This window comes from Planococcus sp. MSAK28401, from assembly GCF_018283455.1.
Taxonomy (GTDB): domain Bacteria; phylum Bacillota; class Bacilli; order Bacillales_A; family Planococcaceae; genus Planococcus; species Planococcus alpniumensis.
Genome location: NZ_JAAMTH010000001.1, coordinates 504,496 through 518,461, shown reverse-complemented (window position 1 = coordinate 518,461; position 13,966 = coordinate 504,496). Strand labels below are relative to the sequence as shown.

The window sequence follows — 13,966 nt, the reverse complement described above, 5'->3', positions numbered from 1 at the left end:
GGTGGAGATTACGCTGCAAGGGGACGCTTTAGGCCCGCAGGATGCGGGTCATGCAGCCGATGCGACAGGACGTCGCGTTTTCGGCTGCCCGGGGGCCGGCTTCAGCCGCTTCCCTCGCTAGCGCTCAGTCCAGGGCACCTAGTTTCTCTGTGTTCGAGCATCGCAGGAAAACCGTTGCTCCCACATCTGCATGCAGATGCGTCGCAAATGAATGGACTCGGCTTCCCCTCGCCATCCATTCGCCCCTTTCCGCTTCATCTCTAGTTTTAGAGAGGCAATGAAATTCATCACATATTGAAGTAAGCGCGAAAAGCTTTAACCATCTTCGTAAACTCAAATGGAACAGCGAATGTAACTTCTCTGCAATTATCAAGTCCAGCTAAGCGTCCCCACCAGCCGATGAAAACAACTAACAGTGACACGTCTTCGCACTCAATATCCAATGAAATCTTAAAGCCGACACGCGCACACGGGCGAGCCGGAGCCATAAGACAAGTGCCCTTCTTGGCTTATGGTGGGAGGCATGCCCAAAGCGGGAGGCGACTATCTCACGATAAAATACTCAACGAACGTTTCACCTCACTATCAAGTCTAACTAAGCATCCCCGCCAGTGGATGAAATTAACTAACTGTGAAACGTCTTCGCACGCAATATCCAATGAAATCTTAAAGCCGAACCGCGCACACGGGCGAGCCGAAGCAATAAGACAAGTGTTCTTCTTGGCTTATTGCGGGAGGCATGCCCAAAGCGGGAGGCGGCTATCTCACGATAAAATACTCAACGAACGTTTCACCTCACTATCAAGTCTAACTAAGCATCCCCGCCAGTGGATGAAATTAACTAACTGTGAAACGTCTTCGCACGCAATATCCAATGAAATCTTAAAGCCGAACCGCGTACACGGGCGAGCCGAAGCAATAAGACAAGTGTTCTTCTTGGCTTATTGCGGGAGGCATGCCCCAAGCGGGAGGCGGCTATCTCGCGATGAAACCTGCAATGAATACCAAATTTCGCTTTCATGTCTAACTAGACTTTCTCTAAAACAAAAAACCGGCCGCTCCCCCTTTTCAGGAAAACGGCCGGTTCCATTTATTCGCTTGTCACTTAAATCCCCAAATATTCTTCCAAGGTGATGTTCTGGTTGTAGATTGCGGTGGCGGCTTCTTTTCCGACATAGCGGAAATGCCAGGATTCATGCATATAGCCGGTGATTTGTTCTTTTCCTTGCGGGTAGCGCAGGATGAACCCGTAATTATGGGCGTTTTCCTTTACCCATTTGCCTCCTGCCGTATCGCCGAAGGAAGCAGATGCCCAGTGCTGTTCCTGGCCGGCTTCACCGATATCAAAGGCGAGTCCTGTCTGGTGTTCGGAGTAGCCAGGGCGTGCACTGTAGCGGTCGGCTGCTTCCTGGCCGTCTTTGGCGACATAACCTTCGTACAATTGTTTTTGACGGTCAAATCCGCGGTATGTGCTGAAGGCGACTAATTGCAAGCCATCTTTGGCGGCTGCTTGTGCCATCGAGTCAAATGCCGCGCGGGCCTCCGCGTTTTCGCCAGGTGCATAACTTGCAGGCAGCGGATGCTGTTTATTCGCCAGCAGGATGCCGTTCACGATGGTCGGTTCTGATGGCAATTGATCAATCTCAGGATAGACGGTGGCGTCTTTCGGTGCTGGTGCAGGCGTTTCTTCTTTCGGCTGCTCTTCCGGTTGTGTTTCAGGCTGTTCAGTTTCTTCTGTCGCTGCTGGCTCTTCTTTCACTGCCGGTTCCTCCTCTGCAGGGGCTTGCTGTTCGGTTTCTGCCGGTTGTTCGGTAAAGGCCTGTGCTAATGCTTTCATGCTTTCTTCTGTATCCCAATTATGCATAGAGAGCCACACTGCGGCAATTGCTGCCCAGATTGCTGTCATTGCGATCACCATCCATTTTATATAAAATTTCTTGTCGAAGTCGTTTTTCTTTTTTGTGGGTTTCATGGGCTGGCCAACTTTCCTGTCAATTCCTTTTCCATTCTATCATTTTCTTCCCGAAAATTCCCCTGGCGCGAAAATATTTCGGTATACTTTAATCAGACTTCTGGAAAAGAGTGGAGATTTATTCATGCACAATCAAAAATGGCTTTCGTTGAACTTTTTTGCGTTTTTCTTTACATGGGGCGTCTTTTTGCCTTATTGGACCGGCTGGCTGACAAATGAAAAAGGGCTGAGCGTTTCGGCAGCCAGCGTCATCATGGGGACCGGCATGGTCGCACGGTCACTATCGACTTTGTTTTTCTTCCCGCTCCTGACGCGACTTTTCTCGCTTGGGCGCTTGATGCAGATCCTTGCCATCGCTTCGTTTATCGTAATGGCGTTCTACATCCCGGCTAATTCCTATACCTTACTGTTCATCATCACATTTGCTTTCAGCTTTATCTACCCGAATTTATTGCCTGCGATGGAAAGCGGCGCGACCGTATTGATGCAGACCGACCGCATTCATTACGGCAAAAGCCGGTCCTATGGTTCGCTTGGCTATACGATCGCTTTATTGATTGTCGGGGCGGCTACCGCTGTCTGGCAAGAAAATGCGATTTTATGGATCATGCTTCTAGGTTTGCTGTTCATGGCGGTCACTCAATCGCTCGCTTCTCCTGTCCCGCTGCAATCGAGGCCGGCACCGAGAACGAAGAAAGGGCCAAGCGCTACGGCGGAACTGCTGAAATCAAAAGGGTTTTTAACCGTTCTCGTCGTGTCCATCCTTCTCCAGGGAGCGCATGCGGCCTATTATAATTACGGCTTTATCTATCTTCAGGATATCGGCGTCAACAGCTTTTACATTGGCCTGATCCTGAATGTAGCGGTGATTTTTGAAATCGTCTTTTTCGTCAAAGCCGATACGCTGTTCGAGAGATGGTCGGTGTCATCGATGTTCCTTTTGGCAGGCATCGGCTCGACCGTTCGCTGGATTTTGATTTTCTTGTTTCCATCGGTCTGGGTGTTCATTTTGGCGCAGACGCTTCACGCTTTGTCTTTCGGCGTCGCGCATTTTGCCTTTATCCGCTATATCTTCAAAAAGCTCGATCCAGTCAATATCCCTGCGGCGCAAGGCATGTATGCCGCACTCGGCATGAGCTTGAGTGTCGCACTTTTGACTTTTGCCGGCGGCTACCTATACGAAATCGCCCCGGGCTATTCATTCCTCGGGATGGCGGCGTCTTCGTTCCCGGCCGTAGTGCTGGTGTTGTTGACACGCAAACGTTTTGCTTATTAAAAATATTTAAAAATAATGTTCCGACCCCCTTAACGACCACCACTGCACCGAATAATTTGGCATAACTGTTAAGGGAGCTGGGAATTTTGAAAGAGATATCAAAGCATGACCTGCTGACCCTCATGAGTCAGTTGGACTTTCTTCTGGAAGAACGCAAAAAAGATAAACACCATCATACAGAAACAGCACAGGCTAATTAGCCTGTGCTGTTTTTTAGATAAAGATCACAATTGAGACGACGACAAACAAAACGGCAAAGAGTATCGCCATGCCTTTTGTCCATCTTGCTTCCCGGGCCATGCCCAGTTCTTTCATTTGCTTATAGCGGAACGTGTTCGTCAAGACAAAAAGCAGCGTCATAAACAATACAGCGATTTCCATGCTGCCCATGAACAGAAAGACGATCGCCAGTATGCTGAGTAATAAAATCAAAATACCTTGTAAAATTTTCGGGTTCATCAATGATCTCTCCTGAAAAAAAAGCCGGCAATTGCGCCGGCTTTTTGTTTATTTGTTCTTGTCGACTGTTTCAGTTTCTTCAACCGCTTCCAACGCTTTTTCCGGATGTTCCGAATAGAATTTCCGGCCGATGAACGTTTGGATGATCAACAAGATCCCGCCAACTGCCCAGTACACAGGCAGTGCAGCCATCGATGTGAACGAGATGAACATGATCATGATCGGAGACAGGTAGATGAAGAATTTCATCTGCTTTTGCTGCTGTTCCGGCATGGTCCATAGCGATACTTTCGCCTGGAAGAAGTACACAGCACCCGCAATCAAGGTCATAGCAATATCCGGCGAACCGAGGTTAAACCATAGGAATTCGTGTGAGCGCACATCCGGCGAATAGAGAATGGCAAAATATAAGCCCATGATGATCGGCATTTGGATGACGACCGGCAAGCAGCCCATATTGAGCGGATTGACGTCATGCTTCTTGTAAAGCCCCATCATTTCCTGCTGGAGCTTCATTTGCTCTTCTTTATCCTTCGTTTCTTTTAAGCGCTTCTGGATATCTTCCATTTCTGGACGCATCTTATCCATCTTCACTTTCATGCCTTGCTGGCGTTTATATGTGCGCAGCATGAACGGCATCAAGACGAGGCGGATGATGATCGTGATGACCACAATCGCCAGCCCGTAACTTCCTCCGAAGAGATTCCCTAAATAATCAAGCGAAAAATCAAATGGCGCTACAAATATCGAGTAGAAAAATCCTTCTTTGTTTTCAACTGCTGAACAGCCGCTCAAGAAAGCAATCGTTGCCGCAAGCATGAGCAGTAATGTAAGTTTCTTTTTCACGTTTGTCACCTTCACCTTTTTGGACTATTAAGAAGTATAACGATATGGACGCAAAAATTCAATGCACGGTCCGTGGACTGGCTGCTTTTTTCATTTCTTGTGACAAAAATTTGGCATAAGAAAAAAGGAGAATTGCTTCTCCTTTACTTGGCATTCGGCAAAGTATAGCGGAAATAAGGAATATGCTGGCTGTCGCGGAATTGCTTTGGCGTCACCGAGGTATATTTTTTGAAGATCCGCGTAAAATAGCTCTGGTTGCAGAAGTGGAATTGCTTGGAAATCTCCGAAATCCCTTTATTGGAATGGCGCAAATAATATTGCGATTCTTCCACGCGGCGCACGTTCAAATATTCCACCAGCGTAATTCCTGCATGCTCGCGGAAAATGCGCGACAAGTGGCTGGTCGAAATATTGAAGTGTTTAGCGATTTCCTCCACCGACAAATCGCGTTCGACTTCGTCATTGATGAAAATGACGACTTTGTTGACGGTTTGGTGGCCGAATGACGGCTGTTTGCGTTCCGAGATGATCGACGTGAAAAACTCGATCAATTCATCGGCCACATACATAAATTCCGAATCGTTCATATGCTTATCGACCAATTCGACACAAGCTGCATTAAAAGCGAACGCTTTTTTCGGCGGTACACGCATTTCATACAATTTACGTGCCATAACGGACGATAAAATGATGTAATAATTGCGGACGGTCCGAATGATGTCTTTTCCTGCGTGAAGGGCGAGCATGTCGATCAATTCACGCAAAGTTTCTTTAGCACGGTCTTTCTCCAGGTTGTGGATTTCGTGCATTAGTTGAGTCTCGACTTCAAAAAAACGTTCCAGCCCCTCCAGCTGCGCGACGTTTTCTGTTTCGTTCATAAAGATTCTGGAAATGGTTTCCTGAATGGATGGCGTTTCAAGTATATTCATCTTCTCCCCGGCTTTCTATGTAAAAAATTTAACGAACTTATTCATTTAATGAACTGCTTGAATAAATAATAATAATAGCGTTTTACAGATAAATTTACAAGTTTTTAAGTAAATTGAGCTAATTTATATTTCAAACATATGACATCAGTAACAGTTAAAACCAATTATACACTTAACTGTACGTTTCAGCGACGAAAAAGTTCCAATTCCCAATGTTTTTACAAAAACTCAAAACAGGCCGTCGCTAATTCACGGCCTGTTCTGTGCTGTATCTATATCCGGCCAGCTGTCCGGCAGTCTCTATTAGTCGGTTTCCCCAGGAACGACCGCACGGATATGGCGCGGCATGATTTCAATATCAAATGGCGTGGTGCTGCCTTCATCCCCATCGATATTACAAGACAGCGGCTCACTCGTTCGGATTGAAACCCGCGTCGTATGGATGGCTTCCACAGCTGGATCTTCCTCGAATTTGCCGCGCACCAAGGCCGTCGCCATGCGGACAAATGCCGGAAGCGCAGCGTTTTCAACGATATACAAATGGAGTAGGCCGTCGTCAGTCAATGCTTCCGGCGCCAGCTTCTCGAACCCGCCCACCGAATTGGTCAATGCCACGAGAACGAGTTTGGCCTCGCCTTCCCAAGTGCCATGGTCATGCTCGATGACGAATGTCGTGACTTCATCCGAAGTGACTGCTTTGACGCCTTCGACGAAATAAGCGAAAGCCCCGAGCTTGGTCTTCTGTTCAGGCTCCACTTCATAAGTCGATTCAGCGATTTCACCGATCGCCAGGATATTCATGAAGTATTGATCGCCGACTTTTCCGATGTCTACGCGTTTTTCACGCCCTGTCTTCAAGCCTTCAATCGCTTCTTCCGGGTCCAACGAGATGCCGAGCGCACGCGCAAAGTCATTGACCGTGCCGAGCGGAACCAATCCGAAAAGCGGTTCGTGTTCTTTTTCTGCCAAACCCGATACCGCTTCGTTGATTGTGCCGTCGCCACCCATCGCCACGACGAGGTCATAGTGTTTTTCGCATGCTTCCTCAGCAAAATGTGTGGCGTCTCCAGGCCCTGTCGTTTCACGCATATCGGCTTGGTAGCCCATTTCCGTTAATGTCTTTTCCGCAAAGTCTTTATAATCTGCCGCTTGTTCCTTCCCTGAGGAAGGGTTCCAAATGAACATCGCTTTTTTCATCTTCTTCCCTCCGGTGCTATAATAAGGTCATGTGTTTCAATACCCTAAACCACGCGGAATATAATCCACCTTGCCGCATTTATTTCTTTTCACCCAGGCGCCGGCCTATTGACAAATGCGTCGCTCAAGTTGGAAGTGCCGCGCATCACTACATCTTAAAGGAAGTTGGGGACCCCCTTGCGCTTTTTCATTTATCTTATCATCTTCTTCGCGTTTTTTGATTTATTTGCCCAATTGCCAATCATCAGCCCGTTTGCCGTATCGCTCGGTGCCGGGCCATTTTTGGCAGGCCTTGCTGTCGGTATGTATTCATTATCGAATACATTCGGCAATATCATATCAGGCATCTTCTCCGACCGCAAAGGACCTTTTGCCATCTTATTGACGGGGCTTGCTTCGACAAGTGCTGCGCTGTTCATCTACGGCTTGGCAGAAGGACCTTACAGCCTTCTCGCCATCCGCTTTTTACATGGCTTAGCGGCCGGGTTGACGGTACCGGCCGCGTTCACTTATTTAGCGAACCGCACCGACCATAGCCGCCGCGGTAAAAATGCAGCAATTTCCGGCGCCTTCGTGGGGCTTGCGGCAATCATCGGCCCTGCTTACGGAGCGATTTATACAAGCCGCGGCAGCGCCCCAGAGACCATGGCCGTCACCGGCACCTTGATCGGCTTGCTCGCGATTGCTGCGTTCTTTCTATTGCGGAGGCATCAAGTGAATAAGCCAGTGGATAGTTCGTCTGCTAAACGCCAAGCTTTTCAATGGAACGCAGGGCTTTGGCGCTCTTTTTCAGGCGCATTCTTTTTGATGTTCTCACAAGGCGTGCTTGCTTATATGCTGCCACTGAAAGTGGAGGCGCTCGGGCTTCCCACTCAACTGAGCGGCTTATTGCTAAGCGCATTCGGCTTGTCTGCCATCCTGGTCTTCCTGTTGCCGATCAATCGGCTGTTCGATGCCGTGCGCCCGATCATCACTCTAATCATCGGCTTTGCCGTCATGGGCACTTCGCTGTTCGCACTCGCAAATATCTCGACAGAACCGCTGCTGTATGCGGCAATGTGTACGTACGGATTCGGTTTCGCCCTGTTGTTCCCTTCGATCAATTCCTTGTTGATCGATGCCACAGAACCCGCATCAAGAGGGCGTGCCTACGGATATTTTTATGCCTTTTTCTCCATCGGCGTCGTCGCAGGTTCCGGAGTCACCGGGGCTTTGGCACTCACTGCAGACGGCGGTTTCCTGTTCAGCGGATCGCTATTGCTGTCGATCGCTTTGGCCAATTGGCTGACGCTCGAACGCTGATTTTCTTGGCAACGTAAAAGACCGCCTCGGCACAGGTGCCAGGGCGGTCTTTTTGGAATTTACAGCTTATCGGTATTCAAACGCGGCTCGGATGAAACCGAATCGGTGTTTTCCGATTTTTCTTCGCTGTCGTCGTTTGAAGAAAGCTTCACATCGTCATTGTCTTCTTTCTTTTCTTTCTGCTCTTTTTCATTGTAGTACTGGACAGTTGCTTGCGTACCGCCTTCAGAAGTCATCTTGTTTTCCTGTAAGTCGGTCTTGTCCAAGCCTTCGCCTTTTTGGTCTTGCTGGTCTTTGTTCTGGTCCAAGTTTTGGGATTCCATATACTCATTCACCTTCGCTTTCACATCATTAAATGCAACAGTTGCTTTCTCGCGGTTTTCCGGTTTTTTGAAATATGCGTATGCACCGGCTGCCAGTCCTGCTAAAAGCAAGCCTCTGCCGCCACCTTTTTTCCTAGCCATTTGCAGCACTCCTTTTTCTTTTCTTGTTATGCCTTGTTTACCCTAATCGGCCAAAGCTAATCATGAATCACTCAGCTGTTTCGGCCGCATATCGCTTCATGTCGATATGCGAAATGCCGTCCTCATTGTAAATCTCTGAAATCGCTTCGAAACCGAATGAGCCATAAAACTCTTTCAGATACACTTGTCCTTGCAATTGGATCTCGGGTTCTTTCCATTGTTCGTCAATATAGCGGATCGAGCGCTCGAGGAGTTCCTTTGCCAGTCCACGGCCGCGCGCCTCTTTGCGGACGATGACGCGGCCGATCGATGGCGCATCGTATTTCTTCCCTGCCGGCACCAGCCGGGCATAGGCAAGCACCTCGCCGTCTTCTTCATATACCATATGGGTTGAAACTTCATCCAACCCGTCCAATTCCGGGTATGGGCAATTCTGTTCCACCACAAATACTTCGACACGAAGCTTTAATATATTGTATAATGCTTGTGCTGTGAAGTCGTCAAATTGATAACTTTTCCACGCCATAATCCATCGCCTCCTATGATTTCATTATTCCACATCAATGGCTATTCAGGCTAGAGTTTGATATGATAGCAAAAATAATTCCAGAGGTGATCGCATGATTCGCACAGGTACACCGGCAGATATCGAATCTGTACGGGAAATCGCTCACATCAGCTGGAATGATACGTACGAAGGGATCATTCCAGCTCCCATACAACTGAAGTTTTTGGAGCAATCCTACTCGACCCCAATGCTCGAAATGCGCATGGAGCGGACGATCCTCCTGCTTGCTGAACAAGACGGGCAAGCTGTGGGCTTCGCGAACTTCACGAAAGTCGATGAAGACGGCGATGCCGAATTGATCGCCATGTACATGAAGCCCGAGCACCAACGTTCAGGCTTCGGCAAGAAACTGCTGTCGGATGGCTTGTCGCGCTTAAAAGGCGGGCAGCAATTATTCGTCTACGTCGAAAGCAAAAACCAAAAAGGCCGCAACTTCTACGAAGCGAACGGCTTCCTCTTGCTCGAAGAATTTGAGGAATTGTTCGAAGGGCATCCCCTTCAGACAGCCAAATACGTTTTCGACCTTTCAGGCCAAGCGCAATAAATCTAGAACTGCACAAAACCCCCTCGAATTCGCTTCGAGGGGGTTTTCTTTGCTTGAATTTAAGAGTTAACGATTTTCTTTTCTTACAAGGGGCGGTACGGTGTGTCGTCTTCACGCGTTACCGCATCACTTCTTGTGGCCGGTTCATTGCTGCGGCCCATCAATTCATCTTCACGGAGCGGCGGCTTGCGCACGAAGCACATGATCGCAGCGATGTAGAAGAGGATCGATGTCAGCGATAAAATCCCGGCGAAGATCCCGGCTAGGATGAAGAAAATACCTGCCGTGTTCGCTTTCTCAAATGATTTCAATTTCGTGATGGCCAAAACGGCGAAGACCGTACTGATCGCAAGCAAAATGACCAATACCCAGCCAATGACGTCAAATCCTGCCACGATGGCATCAAATGTATCTACTGCCATTTGGGCATCTTCCGGACTTGATAAAGTCGGATCATTGCGCAGTTCTTCCTGCATCTCCATTTGCATCTGGCTGCCTTCAAAACCGCTCAAGCTGGTGATGACAATAATCGATAGAATGATGCCGATTACATTGAAAATGGAACCGATGATGCCAAGAGCTTTTTCTCCTGTCCTTTTGATGGTTCCGTAATTCTCCGGTGCCTGATTCATTAAAAAACCTCCCATTTCTGTCTCCGGGCTGCACGGCGTATTCGGACGCTTCCGGCGTGCCCTTCTGTCCTTATTATGTTTCTTCTCTCATCTATACGCTTTCGCGCCATTTTGGTTTCGTATTACTTTCATTCCCGCTGAAATATTATTAAAACTTGTTTAAATTTTATCAAGCTGGGTATTTTATTACTATCAGCAAGACAAATACAAAATATAAAAGGGGTTCTAAAAAATGGAAAATAAACTAATTTTTAACCAAGCGGATTTCATGTACGGGGTAGGCGGCGCATCCATCCTTACAGCCATCGTGTTCTTCATGACAAGCCTGTAAGAAGGAGTGAGCCTATGAGCCAAACATTCATCAATACATAGAAAAGCAATCCACTTCATGAGGAAATGGATTGCTTTTTTTGCGTCTTTAATGCGAATTGAAGTTCAGGCTTTGACGTCGTTGTATTCATCCGAACGCTCGAACACTTCAGCTACATATGAACAAACCGGCTGCATCTTGAACTGGTTTTCACGTGCATAAGCTGCTGCGTGGTCGACGAGTTCTTTTGCAAGCCCTTGATTGCGCAGGCTTTCTTCGACATAGGTGTATTCCACGACCATCAAATCAGCCATTTGCGTCCACGTGATTTCAGCTTTCACTGTCTCGCCGTTTGTTTCGCGAAAAGCGAATTCATCATGCCCAAGTTCTGTAAATTTCAATTCCATCGATCCAATTCCTCCTTATGTTCCACTTTATCTGTGCAAGCAAATCGAAATTTCCCGTTGCTTCAGGTTTATCGTCAATTAGCGGTTGATCTTCAACGGACGGAGAGAGTCTTCGATTTCCTTGCGTCTCGGCTCAAGAAATGGCGGCAAGGCCAAACCTTCGCCAAGTTCGTCTGCATTTTCATCAGTCGCAAAGCCAGGCTCATCTGTCGATAACTCAAACAGGATCCCGCTCGGCTCACGGAAGTAAATCGCTTTAAAATAATAACGGTCCACTTCACCGGACGTTTGGAAACCGTTGGCACGCAAATATTCGTTCCATTGATGATACTCTTTGTAAGTTTTCACACGGAACGCTACGTGATGGACGCTTCCCCGGCCGGGACGCTCCGGCGGAAGATCTGAGCGCTCCTCTAAATGTATTTCGCCGCCAGGTCCGCCTTCTCCTGTCGTAAAGACGATTATTTCTGGTTGACCTTCCACTTCCGGCGCATAGGCACCGGCTTTTGAAAACCCGAGAATATCCGTCAACACCTTAGCTGTACGCTCCGCTTTACGCACTGTCAGCCTGACTGGCCCAAGCCCGCGGATCGCGAACTCTTCCGGAACGCTCGCTTTTGTCCAAGGTTTGCCAAATGGGATGCCCTCTCCTTGATCGACGACTAACATCAGGCGCGATCCTTCAAAGTCCTGGAATTCCACAGTATCCCGGCCAAAACGCTGGGTTTTTTCGCCGTATGGGACGCTGAACTCACGGAAACGCTCCAACCAGTAATCAAGTGCCTCGCTTGATGGGATACGAAATCCGGTGTTACTGATGGCAGTGACGCCTGGATAGGTTCTGCCTGCCATCGGGATATCAAAATAAGTCATATCGGTTCCCGGTGTCCCTACTGCGTCTGCATAAAACAAATGATAGGAAGACGGGTTATCTTGGTTGACGCTTTTTTTGACAAGGCGCATCCCAAGAATGCGCGTGAAGAAGTCATGGTTTTTATCTGCGTTGGCTGTAATTGCTGAAACGTGGTGAATGCCTGCAACTTGCATGAAAAGCACCCTTTCTTTATCTCGAATTCGAGATTATTACTTATAGCTTATCATTTACTGAGGTTTTTCTGCAAGACAGCTGTTTACGCTTTACCGGGGTAAAGGACAAAAAAATGTCCTGGAAACCATTTTCACGATTTTCCAGGACTACGTTATTTTCTATTCATTATTTTCCTGCGGATTCATCTCTGGAGAAAAATGGTTTAGTTGAACCAGCCGCGAACGGTATTAGCCAAATCACGGAAAAATTGTTTCACACTTTCCCAGAACCCCTCGTCATTGACGACGGTATCGATTTTATCACTGATCGTCTTGCTCAAGTCTTCCAATTCAGTCGACCATTTCGAGAAATCGATATCGAGCTGGCGGATGCGGTCCATCAAATCGACCAGCAATTGGCGATCTTCAGGGCTCAATTCAATCTGCAGGCGGCTCAATTGCTCTTCAACGATCTGTTCGACATCTTCACGTGTTGCCGGATTCTGTTCAGCGATCTGCTTTTTGATTTCTGTCAATAATTCGCTGACTTTTTCCTGGTCGACGCCGCCTTCAGACAATTCTGTCGCCACGGATAATTCGTCATTGGCAACATCTGTCCGTTCAGGATCGAGCTGCTCCCCGTTGACTTCATAGGCTTTGTAGATCCCGACAAGTGCAGAATGCCCAGTTACCGCTTTCGGTGCAGCCACTTCTACGGTGGCATTTTCAATGCCTGCCGTCAGCATGGCGTTGGCGTACATATCCGTTGTCACTTGGGTGATATTATCCGGCGTGGCGATTTCAATGACCAGCCCTTCACCTTCTTCTGTGCGGGTGATTTTAGCAGAAGAATACATGCGTGCCCGCGCGTCCCCGTCCGTAATGTATGTGACTAGGTCCTGCCCGGTTACTTCAATTTCTTCCACTTCCGCTTCTCCAGCAACGTCCAGGCTTTCAGCAACTTGCGCCTTTTCATCTGCGGATAAATCGCCTCCGTAAACGACGATTGGCAAGCCAAATTTCTCATTTATTCCGACATTTGCGGATGCCGCACCGGCAAAAGCCAATGCGAAAGCCATCATTAATGTGGCAAGTATCATTATTTTTTTCATGTTTTTTTGCCCCTTTCTTCAAATATTAGTACGCATTTGAGGCAGAAAAGTTCCTTAGCCAAGCAATTTTGTCCAACCGTCTTCTTGCACGATGCGGCGTTCTTTGTAAAGCCTGCCGAGTGCACGCTTGAATGCGGCTTTGCTCATGCCGAACATTTCCATGATTTCATCGGGCGACGATTTATCGGTAAAAGGCATTTGGCCGCCTGCATTTTCCAGGTAGCGCAAAATTTCTTCCGCATCGTCCGATAGGCGTTCCTGTTTGCGCGGCAAAAGAGACCCGTTGAGCGTGCCGTCGTCTTTCACATCGATGATGCGCACCGTTTTTTCTTCGCCGAGGCGCGGTTCTGCTTCACGCTCTGATTCATGGACGAAGACACGATAGTTTTCTGGCACCGATAACATGAATGAACCGACTGGCAGCAAGCGGTAAGCGCGTGCTTTCAAATCTTTGTTATAAACTTCAGCAGGCGCCCGCTCGTAAAGTTCCAGCACCTTTTCTTCTGTCGCCAGGCGCCCGTAAAGATCACCATAGCGGTCTGTCCGAAGCGTCATGAAAATATGGTCGCCCTGCGCCGGCCATAACTCCTGCACCGGCGGCAAGTCAGCCGGTAGGACGTAAACTTCGCGTGTCGTGCCGATATCGACGACTGCGCCTTCGCGCGGAGAAATTTTCAATACTTTCGCCCAGCCGTATTCACTCGGCAAAATATGCGGGATCATCGGTGTGGCAGAGATGCCACCTTGCCGGTTGCGGTACAAGAAGACTTCAATCTCCTCACCGACCTCTTGCCCTTCTTCAATTTCTGATGCGTTCATCGTCACTTCGTCCCCTGAACCATCCGATAAGATCCACTGGGATGTGGAACGGTCTTTAATGTGCAATAATGCTTTCAATCCTGGATGCAAAGCCATGCTGCAT

15 protein-coding genes are annotated in these 13,966 nt (G+C 48.2%); 3 read left to right on the top strand and 12 right to left on the bottom strand.

Annotated features, from left to right (window positions below; translation table 11 throughout):
* Positions 1-1,105: 1,105 nt before the first annotated feature.
* On the bottom strand, positions 1,106-1,972 hold the full coding sequence (locus tag G3255_RS02740) for a M15 family metallopeptidase (protein WP_211653190.1): 867 nt from the start codon (positions 1,970-1,972) through the stop codon (positions 1,106-1,108).
* A gap of 124 nt (positions 1,973-2,096) precedes the next feature.
* On the opposite strand from G3255_RS02740, the gene G3255_RS02735 reads away from it, so the two are divergent.
* Positions 2,097-3,248, top strand: a complete 1,152-nt coding sequence (locus tag G3255_RS02735) for a 3-phenylpropionate MFS transporter (protein ID WP_211653189.1) — start codon at positions 2,097-2,099, stop codon at positions 3,246-3,248.
* A 213-nt stretch (positions 3,249-3,461) separates the two neighbouring features.
* On the opposite strand, the gene G3255_RS02730 is transcribed toward G3255_RS02735, so the two are convergent.
* From G3255_RS02730 to G3255_RS02715, 4 genes are all read right to left on the bottom strand, one after another.
* Entirely contained in the window at positions 3,462-3,707 is a 246-nt protein-coding gene (locus tag G3255_RS02730; RefSeq protein WP_211653188.1) for a hypothetical protein, read from the bottom strand.
* Positions 3,708-3,755: 48 nt separating this feature from the next.
* Positions 3,756-4,553 carry a membrane protein insertase YidC gene (gene yidC / locus G3255_RS02725; RefSeq protein WP_211653187.1) on the bottom strand — a complete coding sequence of 266 codons (798 nt, stop codon included), beginning with the start codon at positions 4,551-4,553 and terminating at the stop codon, positions 3,756-3,758.
* Positions 4,554-4,696: 143 nt separating this feature from the next.
* Positions 4,697-5,482 (bottom strand): AraC family transcriptional regulator, encoded by a 786-nt coding sequence (locus G3255_RS02720; protein ID WP_058381804.1) that lies wholly within the window; start codon positions 5,480-5,482, stop codon positions 4,697-4,699.
* Positions 5,483-5,785: 303 nt separating this feature from the next.
* Positions 5,786-6,679: a diacylglycerol/lipid kinase family protein gene (locus G3255_RS02715; protein WP_211653186.1), complete on the bottom strand. Its 894-nt coding sequence runs from the start codon at positions 6,677-6,679 to the stop codon at positions 5,786-5,788.
* 177 nt (positions 6,680-6,856) lie between these two features.
* On the opposite strand from G3255_RS02715, the gene G3255_RS02710 reads away from it, so the two are divergent.
* On the top strand, positions 6,857-7,981 hold the full coding sequence (locus tag G3255_RS02710) for an MFS transporter (protein ID WP_211653185.1): 1,125 nt from the start codon (positions 6,857-6,859) through the stop codon (positions 7,979-7,981).
* A gap of 59 nt (positions 7,982-8,040) precedes the next feature.
* Here the strand turns inward: G3255_RS02710 and G3255_RS02705 are convergent, their stop codons facing one another.
* Positions 8,041-8,445: a YbyB family protein gene (locus G3255_RS02705; RefSeq protein WP_211653184.1), complete on the bottom strand. Its 405-nt coding sequence runs from the start codon at positions 8,443-8,445 to the stop codon at positions 8,041-8,043.
* A gap of 67 nt (positions 8,446-8,512) precedes the next feature.
* A complete protein-coding gene (locus G3255_RS02700; protein WP_211653183.1) occupies positions 8,513-8,971 on the bottom strand; it encodes a GNAT family N-acetyltransferase in 459 nt (152 codons plus the stop codon).
* A gap of 94 nt (positions 8,972-9,065) precedes the next feature.
* Between G3255_RS02700 and G3255_RS02695 the strand changes: the two genes are divergently transcribed.
* Positions 9,066-9,557: a GNAT family N-acetyltransferase gene (locus G3255_RS02695; RefSeq protein WP_211653182.1), complete on the top strand. Its 492-nt coding sequence runs from the start codon at positions 9,066-9,068 to the stop codon at positions 9,555-9,557.
* Positions 9,558-9,640: 83 nt separating this feature from the next.
* Here G3255_RS02695 and G3255_RS02690 read toward each other — a convergent pair whose 3' ends face one another.
* The 5 genes from G3255_RS02690 to G3255_RS02670 form a co-directional block, all read right to left on the bottom strand.
* Positions 9,641-10,189, bottom strand: coding sequence for a DUF4064 domain-containing protein (locus G3255_RS02690; RefSeq protein WP_211653181.1), 549 nt, complete (start codon positions 10,187-10,189; stop codon positions 9,641-9,643).
* A gap of 435 nt (positions 10,190-10,624) precedes the next feature.
* Positions 10,625-10,906 carry a GNAT family N-acetyltransferase gene (locus G3255_RS02685; RefSeq protein ID WP_211653180.1) on the bottom strand — a complete coding sequence of 94 codons (282 nt, stop codon included), beginning with the start codon at positions 10,904-10,906 and terminating at the stop codon, positions 10,625-10,627.
* Positions 10,907-10,984: 78 nt separating this feature from the next.
* The gene (locus G3255_RS02680) at positions 10,985-11,953 is read right to left on the bottom strand and encodes a ring-cleaving dioxygenase (RefSeq protein ID WP_211653179.1); all 969 of its coding nucleotides are present in this window, start codon (positions 11,951-11,953) and stop codon (positions 10,985-10,987) included.
* Between the two features lie 203 nt (positions 11,954-12,156).
* Entirely contained in the window at positions 12,157-13,044 is an 888-nt protein-coding gene (locus tag G3255_RS02675) for a DUF1002 domain-containing protein (RefSeq protein ID WP_211653178.1), read from the bottom strand.
* 54 nt (positions 13,045-13,098) lie between these two features.
* A complete protein-coding gene (locus tag G3255_RS02670; RefSeq protein WP_211653177.1) occupies positions 13,099-13,959 on the bottom strand; it encodes a CvfB family protein in 861 nt (286 codons plus the stop codon).
* Positions 13,960-13,966 lie beyond the last annotated feature (7 nt).

Bases quoted from the DNA above. Each gene is read 5' to 3' on its own strand.
- G3255_RS02740 (WP_211653190.1), bottom strand. From the start codon at position 1,972: ATGAAACCCACAAAAAAGAAAAACGACTTCGACAAGAAATTTTATATA.
- G3255_RS02735 (WP_211653189.1), top strand. From the start codon at position 2,097: ATGCACAATCAAAAATGGCTTTCGTTGAACTTTTTTGCGTTTTTCTTT.
- G3255_RS02730 (WP_211653188.1), bottom strand. From the start codon at position 3,707: ATGAACCCGAAAATTTTACAAGGTATTTTGATTTTATTACTCAGCATA.
- G3255_RS02720 (WP_058381804.1), bottom strand. From the start codon at position 5,482: ATGAATATACTTGAAACGCCATCCATTCAGGAAACCATTTCCAGAATC.
- G3255_RS02715 (WP_211653186.1), bottom strand. From the start codon at position 6,679: ATGAAAAAAGCGATGTTCATTTGGAACCCTTCCTCAGGGAAGGAACAA.
- G3255_RS02705 (WP_211653184.1), bottom strand. From the start codon at position 8,445: ATGGCTAGGAAAAAAGGTGGCGGCAGAGGCTTGCTTTTAGCAGGACTG.
- G3255_RS02700 (WP_211653183.1), bottom strand. From the start codon at position 8,971: ATGGCGTGGAAAAGTTATCAATTTGACGACTTCACAGCACAAGCATTA.
- G3255_RS02695 (WP_211653182.1), top strand. From the start codon at position 9,066: ATGATTCGCACAGGTACACCGGCAGATATCGAATCTGTACGGGAAATC.
- G3255_RS02690 (WP_211653181.1), bottom strand. From the start codon at position 10,189: ATGAATCAGGCACCGGAGAATTACGGAACCATCAAAAGGACAGGAGAA.
- G3255_RS02685 (WP_211653180.1), bottom strand. From the start codon at position 10,906: ATGGAATTGAAATTTACAGAACTTGGGCATGATGAATTCGCTTTTCGC.
- G3255_RS02680 (WP_211653179.1), bottom strand. From the start codon at position 11,953: ATGCAAGTTGCAGGCATTCACCACGTTTCAGCAATTACAGCCAACGCA.
- G3255_RS02675 (WP_211653178.1), bottom strand. From the start codon at position 13,044: ATGAAAAAAATAATGATACTTGCCACATTAATGATGGCTTTCGCATTG.
- G3255_RS02670 (WP_211653177.1), bottom strand. From the start codon at position 13,959: ATGGCTTTGCATCCAGGATTGAAAGCATTATTGCACATTAAAGACCGT.